12 protein-coding genes are annotated in these 20,133 nt (G+C 57.4%); all 12 read left to right on the top strand.

Annotated elements, in window-relative coordinates:
* Positions 1–8: 8 nt before the first annotated feature.
* The 12 genes from glgB to ACE418_RS07590 all read left to right on the top strand — a co-directional run bounded on the left by glgB (position 9) and on the right by ACE418_RS07590 (position 19,954).
* Positions 9–2,117 (top strand): 1,4-alpha-glucan branching protein GlgB, encoded by a 2,109-nt coding sequence (glgB, locus tag ACE418_RS07645; RefSeq protein WP_416450055.1) that lies wholly within the window; start codon positions 9–11, stop codon positions 2,115–2,117.
* 31 nt (positions 2,118–2,148) lie between these two features.
* Complete coding sequence (glgA, locus tag ACE418_RS07640) at positions 2,149–3,585, top strand: glycogen synthase GlgA (protein WP_416450054.1); 1,437 nt, start codon at positions 2,149–2,151, stop codon at positions 3,583–3,585.
* A gap of 211 nt (positions 3,586–3,796) precedes the next feature.
* Entirely contained in the window at positions 3,797–7,195 is a 3,399-nt protein-coding gene (gene malQ, locus ACE418_RS07635; RefSeq protein ID WP_416450053.1) for a 4-alpha-glucanotransferase, read from the top strand.
* 246 nt (positions 7,196–7,441) lie between these two features.
* Positions 7,442–9,088: an ATP-dependent nuclease gene (locus ACE418_RS07630; protein WP_416450052.1), complete on the top strand. Its 1,647-nt coding sequence runs from the start codon at positions 7,442–7,444 to the stop codon at positions 9,086–9,088.
* 323 nt (positions 9,089–9,411) lie between these two features.
* A complete protein-coding gene (locus ACE418_RS07625) occupies positions 9,412–11,547 on the top strand; it encodes a DNA topoisomerase III (RefSeq protein ID WP_416450051.1) in 2,136 nt (711 codons plus the stop codon).
* Between the two features lie 420 nt (positions 11,548–11,967).
* The gene (locus tag ACE418_RS07620) at positions 11,968–13,116 is read left to right on the top strand and encodes a cysteine desulfurase family protein (protein WP_416450050.1); all 1,149 of its coding nucleotides are present in this window, start codon (positions 11,968–11,970) and stop codon (positions 13,114–13,116) included.
* A complete protein-coding gene (mnmA, locus tag ACE418_RS07615) occupies positions 13,113–14,192 on the top strand; it encodes a tRNA 2-thiouridine(34) synthase MnmA (RefSeq protein ID WP_416450049.1) in 1,080 nt (359 codons plus the stop codon). Before ACE418_RS07620 ends, mnmA begins: the two co-directional genes overlap by 4 nt.
* A gap of 20 nt (positions 14,193–14,212) precedes the next feature.
* Complete coding sequence (gene lepA, locus ACE418_RS07610; RefSeq protein ID WP_298589940.1) at positions 14,213–16,015, top strand: translation elongation factor 4; 1,803 nt, start codon at positions 14,213–14,215, stop codon at positions 16,013–16,015.
* A complete protein-coding gene (hemW, locus tag ACE418_RS07605; protein WP_416450048.1) occupies positions 16,012–17,136 on the top strand; it encodes a radical SAM family heme chaperone HemW in 1,125 nt (374 codons plus the stop codon). The genes lepA and hemW overlap by 4 nt, the downstream gene beginning before the upstream one ends.
* A 98-nt stretch (positions 17,137–17,234) precedes the next feature.
* Positions 17,235–17,414 (top strand): 30S ribosomal protein S21, encoded by a 180-nt coding sequence (rpsU, locus tag ACE418_RS07600; RefSeq protein ID WP_020311403.1) that lies wholly within the window; start codon positions 17,235–17,237, stop codon positions 17,412–17,414.
* A gap of 26 nt (positions 17,415–17,440) precedes the next feature.
* Positions 17,441–17,887, top strand: coding sequence for a GatB/YqeY domain-containing protein (locus ACE418_RS07595; RefSeq protein ID WP_292261809.1), 447 nt, complete (start codon positions 17,441–17,443; stop codon positions 17,885–17,887).
* 165 nt (positions 17,888–18,052) lie between these two features.
* Entirely contained in the window at positions 18,053–19,954 is a 1,902-nt protein-coding gene (locus ACE418_RS07590; protein ID WP_416450093.1) for a type I glutamate--ammonia ligase, read from the top strand.
* The last annotated feature ends 179 nt before the right edge of the window (positions 19,955–20,133 follow it).

Below are 20,133 nucleotides of genomic sequence, written 5' to 3'. Positions count from 1 at the left end.
GATAAGATATGAAACTCAGTGCAATCGACGAGTACAGTACCTTCTTGTATCATCAGGGTACGAACTACGCCAGTTATCGTCTGTTCGGGGCCCATTTCACGGTCCTGCGCCGCAAACCCTGCGTGCGCTTTGCCGTCTGGGCGCCTCATGCCCAGCAGGTCAGCGTCGTCGGCGATTTCAATCATTGGGATGCCGATGCCAATCCCATGGAGCGGAGCAGCTGCGGCAACGGCATTTGGGTTACACATATTGCCGGCCTCCAGGAAGGGGACATCTACAAGTACGCCATCACGACGGCGTCGGGGGAACGCATCTTGAAGAGCGACCCCTACGCCTTCTGGTCGGAAGTACGTCCCAATACGGCATCGAAACTGACGAAACTCCACTATACGTGGCGCGACAAGAAATGGATGGACAGCCGCAGTGCTTACGATTCGTACCGCAAGCCCATGCTGACCTATGAAGTCCATCTCGGCTCGTGGCGCCGCGGTGAAGACGGGGAAATGCTGTCGTACCGCGACATCGCACCCCAGCTTGTCGATTATGTCAAACAGATGAATTATACCCACATCGAGCTCATGCCGCTGTGTGAATATCCTTTCGATGGCTCCTGGGGCTACCAGGGGACGGGGTATTTCTCGGCGACCAGCCGCTATGGCAGCCCGGAAGACTTCATGTACCTCGTCGACCTCTGCCATCGCAACGGCGTCGGTGTCATCCTCGACTGGGTACCGGGCCATTTTTGCCGCGACGCCCACGGCCTGCGCTATTTCGATGGCGAACCGTGCTATGAATCGGGCAACCCCATGCTGGCAGAAAATAAGGAATGGGACACGATGAATTTCGACTACGGCCGGACGGAAGTCCAGTCCTTCCTCATCTCCAGCGCTCTGTTCTGGATCAGCCAGTTCCACATCGACGGCCTGCGCATCGACGCCGTCGCCAACATGCTCTACCTCGATTACGGCCATGCTGACGGCGACTGGCAGCCCAATAAGTATGGCGGCCGGGAAAACCTGGAAGCCATCGACTTCCTGCGTCATCTCAACACGGCTGTCTTCAAGGAATATCCTCAGGCCCTGATGATTGCCGAAGAATCGTCGGCCTGGCCGCTCGTGACCAAGCCCGTCGATGTCGGCGGCTTGGGATTCAATTACAAATGGAACATGGGATGGATGAACGACATGCTCCGCTACATGTCGCTGGACCCGCTGTTCCGCAAGGACAATCACAACCTGATCACATTTTCGTTATGCTATGCTTTTTCAGAAAACTTCATCCTGCCCTTGTCGCATGATGAAGTCGTCCACGGCAAACATTCCCTCCTGGACAAGATGCCTGGCGACTACTGGCAGAAATTCGCCGGTCTGCGCGCCTTCTACGGCTACTGGATGTCCCATCCGGGCAAGAAGCTGTTGTTCATGGGCAGCGAGTTCGGCCAGTTCATCGAATGGAAATACGATGACAGCCTGGACTGGCACCTCCTCAAGTATCCCATGCACAAGGCCATGCACGATTACGTGCGCAGCCTGAATACGTACTATGTGGACCATCCGGAATTCTGGGAAGAAGACTGCGACTGGTCGGGCTTCTCGTGGATTAGCTGCGACGACTGCGACAACAGCGTCATCGCCTTTTACCGTACCGGTAAGGACGAAACGGACATGACCGTCGTCGTCTGCAACTTCACACCGGTTGTCCGCCATTCGTACCGCTTCGGCGTCCCCCGCAAAGGGACCTATGTCGAAGTCTTCAACAGCGACGCCACGGCCTTCGGCGGCTCCAACGTCCTCAATGAAGGTGAATTCGAAGCCCAGGATGTGCCCATGCACGGCATGGACCAGTCCCTGGAACTGACCCTGCCGCCGCTGGCGACGATTTACCTGCAGCTCACAGGGAGCGCTAAAAAAAAAGCAGTGACCAGACCGCGGCGCCGCCGGACGGTGAAAGCCGATAAGGCTGCCGACGGGATAGAAAAGAAAACGGCCAAGGCGCCGGGAAAGAAGGCAACGACCCGTGGAAAAGGGAAAGCCAAGACGGCAGCGTCTGAAAAGAAGACTGCTGCAACGAGAAAAAGAAGAACTGGGCGTCCTGCCAAAAAGGAAGCAGACGCCTGATACGGTACTTAGGGAAAGTGGGGGACATACGATGAATGTATTATTTGTGGCCTCAGAAGCAGTGCCATTTATTAAAACAGGCGGGCTGGCCGATGTCATGGGCGCATTGCCCAAGGCCTTAGCCAAGAAAGGCATGGACGTCCGCCTGGTCATTCCGAAATACAGCCGCATCGCTGACGAAGCGAAGAAGCAGATGAAAGAAGTGACGACAGGCATCGTGAACCTGGCCTGGCGCCAGCTCTACTACGGTGTCGAAGAAATCAAGCAGGACGGCGTGACCGTCTATTTCATCGACAACGAATGGTATTTCAAGCGCGACGGCCTCTATGGCTACGGCGATGACGACGAACGCTTCGCTTATTTCTGCCGCGCCGTCCTGACCATGCTGCCCAAGGTCGGTTTCAAGCCGGACATCATCCACTGCAACGACTGGCATACGGGCCTCATGGGCGTCTTCCTCAAAGAAGACTTCTGGCACGACGATTTCTACAAGGGAATCAAAGTCATCTATACCATTCACAACCTGAAATACCAGGGCATCTATCCGCCATCGATCATGCGCGACATCATCGGCCTGCCGCAGGAACTCTTCGACAACGGCAACCTGGAATGTGATGGCTGCGTGAACTACATGAAATCGGGCATGGTCTACGCCGACCACATTACGACGGTCAGCCCGTCGTATGCCCAGGAAATCACCTATCCGTACTTTGGCGAAGGCCTGGACGGCTATATCCGCGACAATGGGGAAAAGGTGACGGGTATCATCAACGGCCTCGACGTCGATGTCTACAATCCGGAAACGGATCCGTACATCAAGCGCCAGTATTCCGTTGCCAACGCCCGGGCCGGCAAGCGGGAAAATAAAGATGCCCTGCGGGCCGAACTGGGCCTGCGCATCAAACGCGGCGTCCCCATGATCGCCATGGTCACGCGCCTCGTCGAAGACAAGGGCCTGGACCTGGTCACGCGCATCATGGATGAACTCGTCGACGACGACGTCCAGCTGGTCCTGGTCGGGACGGGTGATGCCGGCTATGAAGAAGCCTTCCGCGAGCTGGCCCGCCGCCATCCGACCAAGGTATCGGCCAACATCACCTTCAACGAAGCCCTGGCCCACAAGGTCTACGCCGCTGCCGACATGTTCCTCATGCCGTCGCGGTACGAACCGTGCGGCCTGAGCCAGCTCATCGCCCTGCGCTACGGTGCCATCCCCATCGTCCGCGAAACGGGCGGCCTCAAGGATACGGTCCATCCCTTCGATAAATACAGCAAACAGGGCAATGGCCTGACCTTCCCGAACTTCAACGCCCATGAACTCCTGTTCACGACGAAACGGGCCATGGGGTACTATGAAGACGCAGCCCTGTGGGATGCCCTCGTCCGCAACGCCATGACCAGCGACTACAGCTGGGACCGCTCGGCCGAAGCCTACCAGAACCTGTACGAAAAAGTATTACAACAATAAAATAGCGTTTTTCGTTTGTAGTTCATCGTTCATCGCTGGGAATGTTTTTTAGTTCCTTCGATGAACGACGAACGACCAACGACGAACGATAAAAGGCTTGTCGTTGTCCGGCAGGCCTTTTTGGCTAGCCACTAGCCACTAACCACTAGCCACTAACCACTAACCACTAACCACTAGCCACTAGCCACTAATCACCACGAAAGGACCGCTTATGGACTTACGATTGTACCACAACTCTCACGAATTTTATTACCGCTCGTCTTTTGGGGCCGTTCCGTCCGGGAGCCGGCTCATCCTGCGGCTCCGCGCCAGCGGCAGCGATGCGCAGAGCTGTCGGGCCCGCATCCGCCTGTGGCAGAGCAATGTCGGCGAATCTTTTGTACCCATGACCTATGAAGACGGCATCTTTACGGGCATCGTCGCCATTCCGCCCAAGGGCTGCCTGCTCTGGTATTACTTCATCGTCGACAATGGCCATACGACGATTTACTATGGCAATAACTACGACCGCCTCGGCGGTGAAGGGGCCAAATACCCGGATGTGCCGCCGGCTTATCAGGTCACGGTCTACGATAAGGACGCCCATACGCCGGACTGGTTCAAACACGCCATCGTCTACCAGATTTTTCCGGACCGCTTCCGCCACGGGACCCACACGGCCGGCCGCCTGTACGGCAAGAAAGGGGCTGTCATCCACAGCGACTGGGACGATGTGCCGTACTACTGTAAGCGTGAAGGGAAGGGCGATATCGTCTATTACGATTTCTTCGGAGGCAATATCGCCGGTATCCGGGAAAAATTGCCGTATCTCAAAGAACTGGGCATTACGGCGATTTACCTCAATCCGATCTTTGAAAGCTCCAGCAACCATCGTTACGGGACGGCCGATTACTTCCGCGTCGATCCCATGCTGGGGACGAATGAAGAATTCGCCGCTTTCTGTCAGGCTGCGAAAGAAGAAGGTATCCGCATCATCCTCGACGGCGTCTTCAGTCATACCGGCGCCGACAGCATCTATTTCAACCGCTTCGGCAACTATCCCGGCGTCGGCGCCTACCAGTCGAAGGAATCGCCGTACTATGAATGGTACCGCTTCAAGCACTATCCCGACGACTATGAATCGTGGTGGGGCGTATCGGACCTGCCCGACGTAGAAGAAACGACGCCGTCTTACATGGATTTCATCATCGACAGCGAAGACAGCGTCCTCAAATACTGGCTGAACGAAGGCATCAGCGGCTGGCGCCTGGACGTCATCGACGAGCTGCCCGTGCCCTTCCTGCGCCGCTTCTACCAGACCTTGAAAGAAGAAAAGCCCGATGCCGTCCTCATCGGCGAAGTCTGGGAAGATGCGTCCAACAAGGTCAGCTACAGCGAACAGCGGGAATACCTCTGCGGCTACGACATCGACAGTGCCATGAACTACGCCCAGCGGTCCCTGATGATCGACTTCATGACCGGAGCCAAAGATGCGCGGCGCATGAATGCCGAACTGACGCGGCTCATCGAAAATTACCCGCCGGAAAATTTCTACGCCATGCTCAACCTCATAGGCAGCCACGACATCGAACGCATCCTGACGGTCCTCACCCGGGCCGGAGGCACCGATGTGGCCACAGCCGAAGAAACGGGGCGGAAGCGCCTGAAGCTGCTCACGGTCTGGCAGATGACCATGCCCGGTGCGCCGTGCATCTATTACGGTGATGAAGCCGGCGTCACCGGTGGCAAAGACCCCGACAACCGCCGGACCTATCCCTGGGGCCACGAAGACCGGGACCTCCTGTCCTGGACCAAGGCCCTGACGCGGCTGCGGACAGCACACGACGCGCTGCAGACGGGCCGCTTCATCCCGCTCTACGCCGATGGCGACGTCTTCGCCTTTGCCCGGGTCATCGAAGGGGGCCGCGATGTCTTTGGCAAGCCCGCCGAAGACGGTTTCTTCATCATCGCCATGAACCGCAACCCGTCAGCCCTGCGGACCATCAGCATCTATACCGACGGCCTGGCCTACGGCAAACTGACCAATGCCCTCCATCCGCGCATGACGCCGGTCACGACGGTGAACAGCCGCTTCACCTTGACCCTGCCGCCGTTGAAAGCGGTTATCCTCCAGGGGAAGGAAACCGGGACCAAACGGGCCGGCGTCCTCCTGCATCCGACGTCCCTGCCGGCGGCCTGCGGCAACGGCGTCTTAGGGCCGGCAGCCTACCGCTTCGTCGACTTCCTCAAGGCGGCCGGTCAGCAGGTCTGGCAGATCCTGCCCCTGACGCCGCCGCTCATGGGCGATTCGCCGTATTTGTCGGAATCGGCCTTTGCCGGCAATGAAGCCCTCATTTCCCTGGAAGTCCTGCGCGACTGGGGCTGGCTGAAACAGGAAGCCTTAGACGATTTCCTGGCCCAGGGGAAAAAGACGGCATCCTGGCACAGCCTGGCCGCCTATAAGGCCAAGCTCCTCTGGGATATGTCCCATGATCCGGATTTGACCATTCCCTGGGAACCGTTCCGGGCCTTCTGTGAAAAGAACGCCTACTGGCTCGATGACTACGCCCTCTTCCGGGCAGTCCGCGACTTCTTCGGCGGCCGCTGCTGGACGGAATGGCCGGAAGATATCCGCCACCACAGCCAGGCCGCCCTGGCCCAGTATGGCAAGGAACTGGCCGGTGCCGTATCGCATGTCAAATTCATGCAGTACATCTTCAGCCGCCAGTGGCACGATGTCCGGGCCTATGCCGCTGAGAACGGCGTGTCCATCCTCGGCGACGTGCCCATGTTCGTCGCCCATAACAGTGCCGACTGCTGGGCCCATCAGGACCAGTTCGACCTCGATGAAACGGGCAACCCCTCATCCGTCGCCGGCGTTCCGCCTGATTACTTCAGTGCCGACGGCCAGCTCTGGGGCAATCCCCTCTATGATTACCAGGCTATGGCCAAGGATAACTACCAGTGGTGGGCCGACCGCTTCCGCCGCATGATGGACCTCGTCGACGAAGTCCGCATCGACCATTTCCGCGGCTTTGCCGCTTACTGGGCCGTGCCGGCCGGTTCGGAAACGGCCAAGAGCGGCGCCTGGAAGGAAGGGCCCGGCCTGGACCTCTTCCGGGCGGTCTATCAGAAAATCGGCCGGCTGCGCCTGGTCGCCGAAGACCTGGGCGTCATTACCGACGACGTCTGCACCCTCAAAGATGCCCTGCACCTGCCGGGGATGAAAGTCATCCAGTTCCACCTCAAGGACCGGGCCGACGGCCGCCTGGCCTTCGACACCGAACCGGACTGCATCGCCTATACCGGGACCCACGACAACAATACTCTCCGCGGCTGGTATGAAGACGACCTGACGCCGAGCCAGCAGCTCCACGTCCGCCAGATGCTGGGGCTGTCTGACGAAGCGGCACCGCAGGAAATCGTCGGCGCCCTCATCGCCTATACCTGCCGCCGCCGGGCTGAAACGGTCATCATCCCCATGCAGGACCTGCTGGCCCTGCCGTCGTCGGGACGCATGAATACGCCTGGCGTCGCCGATGGCAACTGGCACTGGCAGCTCAAAGAAGGCCAGACGACCTTCGACATCGCCCACTGGCTGGCCAAAGTGTGCCAGGAAAGCGGACGTTGATCGTAGGCCGTTCGTCGTAGGCCGTTCATCGTAGGGGCGACCACGTGGGGCGCCCGGCAGCGATTGGTCACATCGTTTTTCACGATGTTTGTTGAACCCATAGGCCGTTCATCAAACGATGAACGATGAATGATACGTAAAAGGAATAACGCGCTGCTCTCGAAAAGAAGGGAGTAGCGCGTTTTTTGTCGAATACGTATAGTAAAGTAATGTTGAAAAGGATGTGATTTTGTGTATATTACTTACATGCGTATTCAAAATTACCGGAATCTGCAAGACGTGGAAATGACCTTTCATGAAAGGGCCAACTACATCGTCGGGGAAAACGCCATCGGCAAGAGCGGCCTCTTGCGCCTCATTTCCTATATGAGTGCCGGCCGCAATGTCGAAGAAGACGACTATGCCGACGTGACCCGGCCCATCATCATTACCTTGGACCTGCACCTGCTCCAGAGCGAGAAGGAGTATTTCGCCGATACGCCGGGCGAGCATCATCAGAGCCTGCGCGTCCGCATGGAAATGCACGTCAGCGATATGTATCCCCATCTCTATGACGACAACAGCGGTGAAGAACTGCCGTTAGAGCTCATCCGCCGCCTGCGCTACGTGTCCTATTCGGCCGCCATGCCGGAAGAACAGCGCGTACCGCCGCGCATTTATCGCGCCCTGGAACAGAAGCTCTCTCAATGGAGCGAAGCCCACTGGGACGGCTTATCCGAAGAAGCCAAGGCCTTCATCCATCACGAAGTCGCCGTCGGCAGCCTGGACTCGTCCTATTTCATCAACATCTTCCTCTTGTCCCGCATGCTCTGCCGCATGGACCGGCCCAGGGCGGACAATATGAAATTCATTTCCCTGGCCGCCCTGTGTGTCATCACCCAGGTCTACCTGATGTCCATCAGCCGCGCCGTGCCGATCGAGCACAATCTCATCGTCGACGAAGAAGGCAAGCGCTACCTGCCGCTGGTCATTTCCATCGACGAACCGGAAATGCACCTCCATCCTTACATGCAGCGGTCGGTCCTGCTCTATTACCAGCAGCTCCTGAACAACGAAGATCCCCAGTTCTGTACGCTCCTCAAGGACCTTTTCAACCTCGATGGCCTGCGGGGGCAATTATTCGTCGTCACGCACTCGACGGATTCCCTCATCGACGACTACCGCCACATCATCCGCCTGTACCGTAACAAGCAGGGCCTGGTCAAAGCGGCCTGCGGGGCCAGCTTCCATTTCAGCGAAGAAATCGAGAAACACCTGATCATGCACTTCCCGGAAGTCAAGGAAGCCCTCTATTCTCGGAGCGTCCTCATCGTCGAAGGGGAAACGGAGTACGGCTGTTTCCAGCACTTCGCCAAGACCCTGGACCTGCCTTTTGACTACTACGGCATCTGTCTCATCAATGCCCGCGGCGAAAGTTCTATCTCCAAGATCAAGAAACTCCTGGAATACTTCAAGATCCCCGTCGTCGCCCTCTACGACGCCGACGTCAAGGGCAGCCATAAAGGCGAACGGGGCGTCTACTTCACCGATGAGATCTGCTTTGAAATGGACCTGGCCAAGACCATGATCGACCACGGCCAGCGCCGCGACCTGGACCGCATCATCAACACGGCCTGCGGCGAACACGCCCGGGCCACGACGGATATGATCAAGAAAGCCTGCCGCAAGCTCGACGTCAACTTCCACGACTATCCGGCCCGCCTCTTGTGGCACGTCAACCCGCGCAATAAAAAGGCCCTGTATATCTATTACTTCGCCTGGCTCTACAGCAATAAAGGCGTCATCCTCGGCCGCCTCATCGGTCAGTCTTTAAAGAAAAAGGACATCCCGCCGGCCTTCGTCCAGGCCATCGAAGCCGCCGGCCAGCTGGCCAAAGTAACAAAATCCGTGTAACGGCTTTGGTGACTTTCGTAGGGGCTCCCCGTGGGGAGCCCGCTGTGAATAATGGGAATAAACGCAGGCCGCCGTCCGCAGTCCGCAAAAATAGCCCCAATCGGGGCATTCGTAGGGGCTGTCCCGATGAGGGCAGCCCGTTGTGATGTTTAACCACAGCCCATTCGAGCATCATGGCAGGTTTTTACGAACCACGAGCCACGAGCCACGAGCCACTAGCCACTAGCCACTAGCCACTAGCCACTAACCACTAACCACTAGCCACGAACCCCCAACCATGGTATGATATAGGGTACAGTCTATTTCAGAAAGAGAGATGCCCTATGAAACTTTTTATTGCCGAAAAGCCGAGCATGGCCCGGGAATTGGCCAAGTGCCTGCCTGATCCGCACCAGCGGGGGAACGGCTGCATCCGCACGGGCGGCGGCATCGTGACCTGGGCGTATGGCCACGTCCTGCAGCAGGCCGAACCGCAGGATTATGACCCCAAGTACAAGCGCTGGAATGCCGACGACTTGCCGATCATCCCCAGGCAGTGGAAGCTCCTGGTCAGTCCGGCCAGTAAGGACCAGTTCAAGGTCATTACCGACCTCATCGCCAGTCCCGACGTCGATACCATTGTCAACGCCGGTGACCCGGACCGGGAAGGGCAGCTGCTCATCGACGAGATCCTCGATTACGTCGACAATAAGAAGCCTGTCGAACGGATCCTCTTGAATGCCCTTGACGAGAAGAGCATCCACGAATCCCTCGATGATCTGCGCAGCAATCGCGATTTCGTCCATCTCAAGGAATCGGCCCTGGCCCGCAGCCGTGCCGACTGGCTCATCGGCATGAATCTGTCCCGGGCCTATACCCTGGCCGCCCGCCGCCAGGGGCACCGCGTCGTCTTTCCCATCGGCCGCGTCAAGACGCCGACTTTGGCTCTCGTCGTCCGCCGCCAGCGGGAATTGGACAACTTCGTCCCCGTCACGTATTATGTCGTCAAAGCCGATTTCCTGCATAAAAACGGCCTCATCACGGCCCAGTGGCAGCCCCGCGATACCCAGAGCGGCCTCGACCCGGAAGGGCGTTGTGTCGACGAAAAGACGGCCCAGTCCATCCTGGAATGCCTCCAGGAACGGCCGGATGGGACCATTGTCGAGCATAAAAAGACCAAGAAAAAAGAAGCCCAGCGCCTGCCCCTGTCCCTGTCGTCCCTGCAGGTCCTGGCCGGCAAGCGCTATGGCTATACGCCGCAGCAGGTCCTCGATACGGCCCAGGAATTGTATGAACGGAAACTGACGACCTATCCCCGGTCGGACTGCGAATACTTGCCCGTGAACCAGCGCAAGGACGTCCCCCGTATTTTGGCCAATCTGGGCAGACTGCCGGCCGGGAAGCTGGCCGAATGGGTCGCCGGGGCCGACGGTAAGATACGCAGCCGCGCCTGGAACGACAGCAAGATCACGGCCCACCACGCCATCATCCCGACGACCGTAGCCTGTCCCTTCGACAAATTGACGTCCATGCAGCAGCACATTTATTACCTCGTCGCCCAGGCCTATATCGCCCAGTTCTATCCCATCCATGAATACGACCAGACGCGCATGGTCATCGAAGCGGCTGACGAACGCTTCGTCGCCCATGGCAAGACAGTCACTGTGCCGGGCTGGAAGGTCCTCTATCAGAGCGACAAGCACGATGACGACGAAGAAGCGAAGGGGACCCTGCCGGTTGTCCGCAAGGGCGACAGCGTCCATTACCAGAACGGCCAGGTCGACAAGAAGGCGACCAAACCGCCGCCGCGCTTCACGCCGTCGACCCTCCTGGCAGCCATGAAGGAAATCTACAAGTACGTCAAAGACGAGAGCCTGAAGAAGAAATTGAAGGAAGTCCAGGGCATCGGTACGGAAGCGACGCGGGCGACCATCATCCAGGAACTCATCCAGCGCAAATTCCTGACGACAGAAGGGAAGAAGAAGTACCTAAAGCCGACGGACGATGCCTATCTCCTCGTCGATTCCCTGCCCGACGAAATGCTCTATCCTGATGAAACGGCGGTCTGGGAAGAACGGCTCTATCAGATGAGCCTGGGCAAGGATAACCTCGACACCTTCCTACACGACCAGCTGTCCTTCCTGGATACACTGGTCACAGCGGCCCGGAAAGTCGTCATGCATATCGCAGGCATCAAGACCTGCCCTGTCTGCGGCAGCGCCATGGTCAAGCGCCACGGCAAGTACGGTGACTTCTACGGCTGCAGCAACTACCCGTCGTGCCGCCACACCGAACCCCTCGAAGGGGACAAGAAACAGGCCGACGCCAAGCCGTCGCCGTACCCGTGCCCGCGCTGCCACAAAGGGACCTTCCAGAAACGCAACGGCCCCTATGGCGCCTTCTGGGTCTGCAGCGAAGCCGGCTGTAACACCAAATGCGCCGACGTCGACGGCGTACCGAGCTACTATGCCAAACGGTAGTTTGGCATAGTAGCTGTAGGGGCTCCCGCGTGGGGAGCCCGCCGCGAATCCTGTGGATAACGCAGGCCGCAGTCCGCCGCGGTCCCGTGGACCGCAATCGTAGGGGCCGCCCAAGGCTCCCTTAATAGGGGAGCTGTCAGCGTCAGCTGACTGAGAGGTTGAATTTGCGTTCGCTTGAAGGGCCCCTACGAGCCACGAACCACGAGCCACGAACCACGAACCACGAGCCACGAACCACGAACCACGAACCACTAACCCCTAACCCCTAACCCCTAACCCCTAACCCCTAACCCCTAACCCCTAGCCCCTAGCCCCTAGCCACTAGCCACTAGCCACTAGCCACTAACAACTACCTATGGTATGATAAATACTAGGCTATTTTTTATAGCCCATTCATCAACTTTGGAGTCAGAATCATTCATGAAACGAATTTATTTAGATAACGCGGCAGCGACGCCGATGGACCCGCGTGTCCTGGACGTCATGATGCCCTATTTGACGACGGCTTATGGAAATCCGTCGAGCTTACATTATTTCGGCCAGCAGGCCCGGTCTGCCGTCCAGACGGCGCGCAGCCAAGTCGCTCACTGCCTGGGCGTCAAGGGGGAAGACCTGGTCTTCACCAGCGGCGGCACGGAAGCGGACAACCTGGCCATCCTCGGTTTCCTGCGGGCCAACTACCCTGACGGCGGCCACCTGGTCACGACGGCTGTGGAACACCACGCCGTCCTGCGCACCTTCCAGGCCCTGGAAGGGAAGGGCTATGACGTGACCTATGTCCCAGTCGAAGCCGACGGCCGGGTCACGGCTGATGCCGTTTCCCAGGCCCTGCGCGACGACACGGTCCTCATTTCCGTCATGTACGCCAACAATGAAACGGGCATGGTCCAGCCCATCGACGCCATCGGCGCCCTGGCCCGGCAGAAGGGCATCGCCTTCCACGTCGATGCCGTCCAGGCCTTTGGCTATCTGCCCATCCGGCCGCTGGAACAGGGCATCGACATGCTCACAGTCTGCAGCCATAAGATTTACGGCCCTAAAGGCGTCGGCGCCTTGTACATCCGCCACGGACTGAACGTCGCTGCCGAAGCCTATGGCGGCCCTCAGGAACACCGCCTGCGGGCGGGCACGGAGAACGTCGCCGCCATCGCCGGTTTCGGCAAGGCCGCCGAACTCCTGGAAGCCGAACGGGACGACCGCGCCCGGGCGGCACGGCGCCTGACCGATGCCGTCTATGATCAGCTCATCAAGGGCGACGCCCGCTTCCACCTCAACGGCCGGCGCAATCACGTCCTGCCCAACATCATCGACTTCAGCGTCGATGGCGTGGACAGCGCCATCCTGCTCATCGCCCTCGACCTGCAGGGCCTGGCCGTGTCGGCCGGTTCGGCCTGTGAAGCCGGCGCCGTCGAAGCGTCTCATGTCCTCCAGGCCATGGGCGTCGAGGAAAAATGGCTGCGCAGCAGCATCCGCCTGTCCGTGGGCAAAGAGAATACGTTAGATGAAATCGAAGCAGCCGTCGCCATCATCGGCGAGGCTGTCCATAAAAGCAGAGGAGAAACAGTATGAAACGAGTTGCCGTAGCCATGAGCGGCGGCGTCGACAGTTCGGTCACAGCCGGCCTTTTGAAGCAGCAGGGGTATGACGTCATCGGCATTACCCTTCGCCTGTGGGAAGAAGACCCGGCCTGCACCATCGACAACGTCCACGCCTGCTGCTCCCTCAGTTCCGTCGACGATGCCAAAGCCGTCGCCTCGGTCCTGGGGATTCCCCATTATACCCTGGATTTCCGCGATATCTTCCGGCGCGACGTCATCGACTACTTCGTCGATGCCTACGTCCACGGCAGGACGCCGAATCCCTGCATTGCCTGCAATAAATTCATTAAATTCGGCCTGCTCTGGGACAAGGCCAAGCAGTTCGGTGCCGACTTCCTGGCGACGGGTCATTATGCCCGCATCCAAAAGAACGAAGAGACGGGGATTTATTCCCTGCTTCGCGGCACGGACCGCCGCAAGGACCAGTCCTATGTCCTCTACCAGCTGACGCAGGACCTGCTGCCGCATATTTTGTTCCCCATGGCCGGCCTGGAAAAGGTCCACACGCGGGAACTGGCCAAGGAATGGGGCCTGCCGGTCTTCAATAAGCCTGAAAGCCAGGATATCTGCTTCATTCCGGACAACGACTATAAAGGCTTCTTGCAGCACGAACGCCAGGGCATCTTCAAGCCCGGCGACTTCGTCGATAAGACCGGCCGCGTCATCGGCCGCCATAAGGGCATTGCGGCTTATACCATCGGCCAGCGCCGGGGATTGAATCTCGGCGGTCCCGGCGGCCCGTACTACGTGACGGCCCTCGACGTGGCCCACAACCGGGTCGTCGTCGGTTCGGAACAGGATCTGTTCTCCAAGACCGTCCGCGCCGCCGAAGCGACATGGGTCGAAGAGGCGCCGTCTGCGCCGTTCCGGGCGTTGGGCAAGATACGCTATGCCGCCCGCGAAGCGGCCTGCACGGTCTATCCCGACGGCGACAGCCTGCGGGCTGAATTCGACGACGCCCAGCGCGCCGTCACGGCCGGCCAGGCCCTGGTACTTTACGACGCCGAAACAGGCGAACGCGTCCTGGGCGGCGGCGTCATTCAATAGGAAAAAAGAGGAGGATTCCTGTGTCTACAGATCATATCAGAAACTTTTCAATCATCGCACATATCGACCATGGCAAATCGACGCTGGCCGACCGGATGCTGGAAATGACCGGCACCGTGCCCAAACGGGAAATGGAAGACCAGCTCCTCGATACGATGGATCTCGAACGGGAACGGGGCATTACCATCAAAGCCCAGTCGGCCCGTCTCATTTATGATGCCAAAGACGGCAAACAGTATACACTCAATCTCATCGACACGCCGGGGCACGTCGACTTCAACTACGAAGTATCGCGCAGCCTGGCCGCCTGCGAAGGGGCCCTGCTCATCGTCGATGCTACCCAGGGCGTCGAAGCCCAGACCCTGGCCAATGTCTACCTGGCCCTGGAACACGATTTGGAAATCATCCCCATCATCAATAAAGTCGACCTGCCCAGCGCCGACCCCGACCGGGTCTGCAAGGAAATCGAAGACGTCATCGGCCTCGACGCGTCGGACGCCATCATGATCAGCGCCAAGACGGGCTACGGCGTCGACAAGGTCCTGGAAGCCATCGTCCAGCGCATCCCGGCACCGGCTGACGAAGGGGACAAGCCCTTGCGGGCCCTCATCTTCGACTCCCATTTCGATGCCTATAAAGGGGCTATCGCCAATATCCGCATCATGGAAGGCAGTGTCAAGCCGGGCCAGCGCATCCGCATGATGGCGTCGGGCAAGGAATTCGAAGTCATCGAAACGGGCGTCTTCCTGCCCCAGATGCATCCTGTCCCGTCTTTGGAATGTGGCAGCGTCGGTTATCTGGCTGCCAGCATGAAGAACGTCCGCGACTGCCGCGTCGGCGATACGGTTACCTTGGCCGACAATCCGGCCAAAGAAGCGCTGCCGGGCTACCGCAAGGCCGTGCCCATGGTCTACTGCGGCCTCTATCCGGTCGAAACGAACGATTACGACAACCTCCGCGATGCCCTGGAAAAGCTCCACCTCAACGATGCGGCGCTCCTCTTTGAACCGGAAACGTCGTCGGCCCTGGGCTTCGGTTTCCGCTGCGGCTTCCTGGGCCTCCTGCACATGGACGTCGTCCGTGAACGGCTGGAACGGGAATACAACTTGTCCCTGATCACGACGGCGCCGTCGGTCATTTACCACGTCTACTGCACGGACGGTACCATGGTCGAAGTGGACAACCCGTCGCAGATGCCGGATATGACGAAAATCGACCACATCGAAGAACCGCTGGTCAAGACGACGATCATCATCCCCAAGGATATGGTCGGCACGGTCATGGAAATCTCCCAGAACCGCCGCGGCCAGTATGTCACCATGGATTACCTCGACGACACGCGGGTTTCCCTGATCTACAACCTGCCCCTGTGCGAAATCCTCTACGATTACTTCGACGTCCTCAAATCGGCGACCCGCGGCTATGCGTCCCTCGATTATGAGCTCAACGGTTATCAGGCGTCGCCCATGGTCAAAATGGACATCCTCATCAACGGTGATGTCGTCGACGCTCTGAGCATCATCGTCCATAAAGACTTCGCCGCCCGCCGCGGCCGCGCTCTGGTCGAAAAGCTGCGCAGCCTCATTCCGCGCCAGCTCTTCCAGATTCCTATCCAGGCCGCCGTCGGCAATAAGATCATTGCCCGTGAAAACGTGGCCGCCCTGCGCAAGGACGTCCTGGCCAAGTGCTATGGCGGCGATATTTCCCGTAAGCGCAAGCTCCTGGAAAAACAAAAAGAAGGCAAGAAGCGCATGAAACAGTTTGGCACCGTCGAAATCCCGCAGGAAGCCTTCATGGCTGTCCTCAAAGTCGACGAAGAATGATGCTGGGCCTCTATGTCCACATCCCGTTCTGCCGCCATAAATGCCTGTACTGCGACTTTCCGTCCTATGCCGGCCTGGAGCGCTATCGCGATGGCTACGTCCGGGCCTTGTGCCGGGACATCGCGGCCTCGCCCTATGCCGGGGAAGAGGCCGATACGATTTACCTTGGCGGCGGTACGCCGTCTCTCCTGGACCCATCGGCCATCAGCGCCATCCTGGACCAGCTGCGCCGGACTTTCCGCGTCCGGGAAGGGGCGGAAATCACGATAGAAGCCAATCCGGACAGCCTCGATTACGAGAAGGCGGCGGCATTGGCCGACTGCGGCGTCAACCGCCTGAGCCTGGGCGTCCAGTCTTTTTCCGACGCCATGCTGGCCTTTTTGGGGCGGGTCCATACGGCCGCCCAGGGAGAAGAGGCCATCGAGGCCGCGTACGCCGCTGGCATCCATAATTTGTCCCTCGATTTGATGTACGGCCTGCCCGGCCAACGTCTGGCCGACGTCCGCCGCGATGTGGAACGCCTTTCCCAGCTGCCCGTCGTCCACGCGTCCATTTACAGTCTTATCGTCGAAGACGGGACACAGCTCAAGGCGGGACTGGAGAAGGGAACGTGGCAGCTGCCGCCGGATGAGACGGTGGAAGCCATGGGGAAGGCCGTCCACGATGCCATGCACGGCGCCGGTTTCCATCACTATGAGATTTCCAGCTATGCCAAAGGGGCATTTGAGTCGCGCCACAACAGCAAATACTGGACGTATGAGCCCTATCTCGGCTTTGGCGTGTCGGCCCATTCCTTCGATGGTACGACGCGCTGGGCCAATGTGGCCAACATCCCGGCCTATATCCGCCAGGCTGGCAGGGGGAGCGTCATCGCCGAGTCCGTCGCCATCGACGCCAAACGGGCCGTCGAAGATTACTGTTTCCTGGCCCTGCGCCGCCGGGTTGGCATCGATTACGGCGATTATCAGCGCCGTTTCGGGAAAACCATCGAAGCCGACTTCGGCCCCGTCATCAATCAGCTCGTCCGCCAGGGCCTGCTGGAGCGCACGCCCCAGGGCTGCTGCCTCAGTGAAGAAGGGTTAGGATATGGCAATTATGTATTCAGTAAATTTATACGCTGAACCTCAGAAATTGTTGACAAATGACACCAATCTGAGTATAATTTCATTGTGTGCAGTAAAAGCACTCCCTATCATACCTTGGAGGGAGGGATAACAGAATGGCAGAAATCAGAGTTGGTAAAAACGAAACGTTAGACAGCGCACTTCGCCGCTTCAAACGTTCTTGCCAAAAGGCCGGTGTTCTTTCCGAAGTACGGAAACGTGAACACTACGAAAAACCGAGTGTACGGAGAAAGAAAAAATCCGAAGCAGCACGGAAACGGAAGTACAGAGCATAATCGTCAAATGTAAGAAGGGTGATAGCATGTCTCTTAAAGAAGAACTGCTTCAGGACATGAAAGCGGCCATGAAAGCCAAAGAAGCCGGTAAAACGGCTTTGTCCGTCATCCGCATGGTCCGGTCGTCCATCCGCAATACGGAAATCGACGGCAAATGCGAACTCGATGACGCTGGCGTCGGTGCCGTCATTGCCAAAGAAATGAAACAGCGCAAGGAATCGTTGGCTGAGTTCGAAAAAGCAGGCCGCAGCGACCTCGTCGAAGAAACGAAGGCCGAAATGGCCGTACTCGAAAAGTACATGCCCAAACAGCTCACAGCCGATGAAATCCGCCAGATCGTCAACGATGCCGTTGCCGGTCAGAGCGGTCTCAAGATGGGCGACGTCATGAAGCTCGTCATGCCGAAAGTCAAAGGTAAGGCCGACGGCAAGCTTGTTTCGCAGATTGTTCGAGAAATTTTACAAAATAATTAGTTTTGTTAGATTTTTCTAAAGAAATCTATTGACAAATAGACTGATTGATTGTATTATTTTAGCATGATTTGAAAATAAAATAAGTCATGAAACAAGAGTCAAAGAAGACTCCGAACCTTAACCATAGGGGCGGAGTCTTTTTTTTCACCCAAAGGAGGAGTCATGATGGCTAAAGATGATTTAGTATATGTAATCCCTGCAGGTCAATATGGTAAAGAAGGTGTGCTGGCTTTACTCGAACAGCACCCGGAAATTAAATTTGTATCTCTCGTAGGGGTCGACCTCGCCGGTAACGATACGGACGAAAAGATTCCTATTAGTGTATTCTTCGATGAATATGATAAATTCTTCAATGCAACGGCTTTCCAGACCGACGGTTCTTCCGTTGTTCTCCCGGGCATTGCTACCCTTTCCAATGCACGTGTCGACATCAAAGCCGATCCGGGCGTTAACTGGTTCGTCGACTACAATGACGGTAACATTGATCCGGAAACGGGCAAACCCGTTGGTACGCTCCGTATCCCCAGCTTCCTCCGCCATGCTACGGGCTTCATCGACTCCCGTTCCATCCTTCGCAATACCTGCGATTATGTAGGCGATCAGATTTTGGCTCTTGTCAAAAAATATGGTATCAAAGGCACGTCCATCAATCCGGACGACATCGAAAAAATCGTCTTCACGACGGCAACAGAATTGGAATTCTGGGTCAAGACTCCGAGCCAGGATGTAGCTACCCGTCTCCTTTCGGCATCCCAGAAGATGCAGGAACAGTATTGGCAGCGTACACATGGCGTCGTTCGTACGGCTCTTGAACAGACTGTCGAACGCCTCCAGAAATACGGCCTCGATCCGGAAATGGGTCATAAAGAAGTCGGCGGCGTAAAAGCCCAGATCGACGATTCCGGTAAATTGACCTTCGTCCTCGAACAGCTCGAAGTCGACTGGAAATATGCCAGTGACCCTGTACAGACAGCCGATAACGAAATCGCTGCCCGTATCATCGTCCGCGAAGTCTTCCGTGAAAACGGCCTCGAAGTTACCTTCCAGGCAAAACCGATTCAGGGTGTTGCCGGCTCCGGTGAACATACACACCTCGGCATCGGTGCCATCATGAAGAATGGCAAATTCGTCAACCTCTTCAACCCGGATGACATGAAGAGCGAATTCCTCTCGGCTATCGGCTATGGCGCTATCATGGGTATCCTCAAACACTACGAAGTCATCAACCCCTTCGTATCGTCGACGACGGACTCCCTCAACCGCTTGAAACCGGGCTTTGAAGCTCCTGTTTGCATCGTAACGGCTCTCGGTGGCGAAACACCGGATGTCCCGACTCGTAACCGTTCCGTCCTGGCCGGCCTCATCCGCGATATTGCCAGCCCGGCAGCTACACGTTTTGAACTCCGTGCTCCGAACCCGTTCACCAATACCTACATCGCTATCGCCATGTGCTACCTCGGCGCTTTGGACGGCATCAAATATGCACTCTCCAGCGGCAAATCGACGGCAGAACTCTTGGCTGAACTCTCCAAGAAACCGGGCGAAGATGCTGATTACCTCGAAAAAGACCGTGCATACCGTTCTGAAGTCGACGTCTTCGAAAACTTCAACGACGAAGAACGCAGCGCCATGTTCGGCAAAGCTCCGCGTACGGTATGGGAAAACTTCAAAGCCCTTACGACGTATCCGGAAAAACTGGACGACCTCGCTTGCGACGCTTTCCAGAAACGCCTCATGGAATCTTTCAAACTCGGCGCACTCAGCCGCTGGGCACTGGAACTCCAGTACCGCATCATTCCGGAAAACCTCTCGAAAGTCATCGCTGCTGAACAGCTCCATGCAGATGGCGACAGCAATGCCCTCGAAGTCGAACGCTGGACCAAAATCAACGCCCTCCGTACAGAACTGGGCCGCGACACGGAAAAGAGCCTTTCCATCTTCTCCAAGATCAAACAGGCCCTGGCTGCTGACGACTACGATACCGCATCGGACCTCATGGTCGAAATGAGCGACAAAATGGATCAGCTCACCGATATGTACTACGAATATTCTCATAACGCTTTCTAATAGTTTGGATGTAAAAAAGGAGCTGTCGCAATGCGACAGCTCCTTTTTAGGTGACTATAAATTTTTAACCATCCGCTAACCACTAACAGCTAGCCACTAACTACTTAAAAGGGGCTGTCGCACGAAGGTTTTTGCCATCATGCGAGGCCCCTTCAACTTAAAAGTTTTTCGTTCGTAGT

It is taken from the genome of Megasphaera jansseni, from assembly GCF_047974155.1.
In the GTDB taxonomy this organism is placed as follows: Bacteria; Bacillota; Negativicutes; order Veillonellales; family Megasphaeraceae; genus Megasphaera.
Note: the sequence above shows the minus strand (reverse complement) of the source record. Positions and strands in the feature narration are given on the sequence as shown.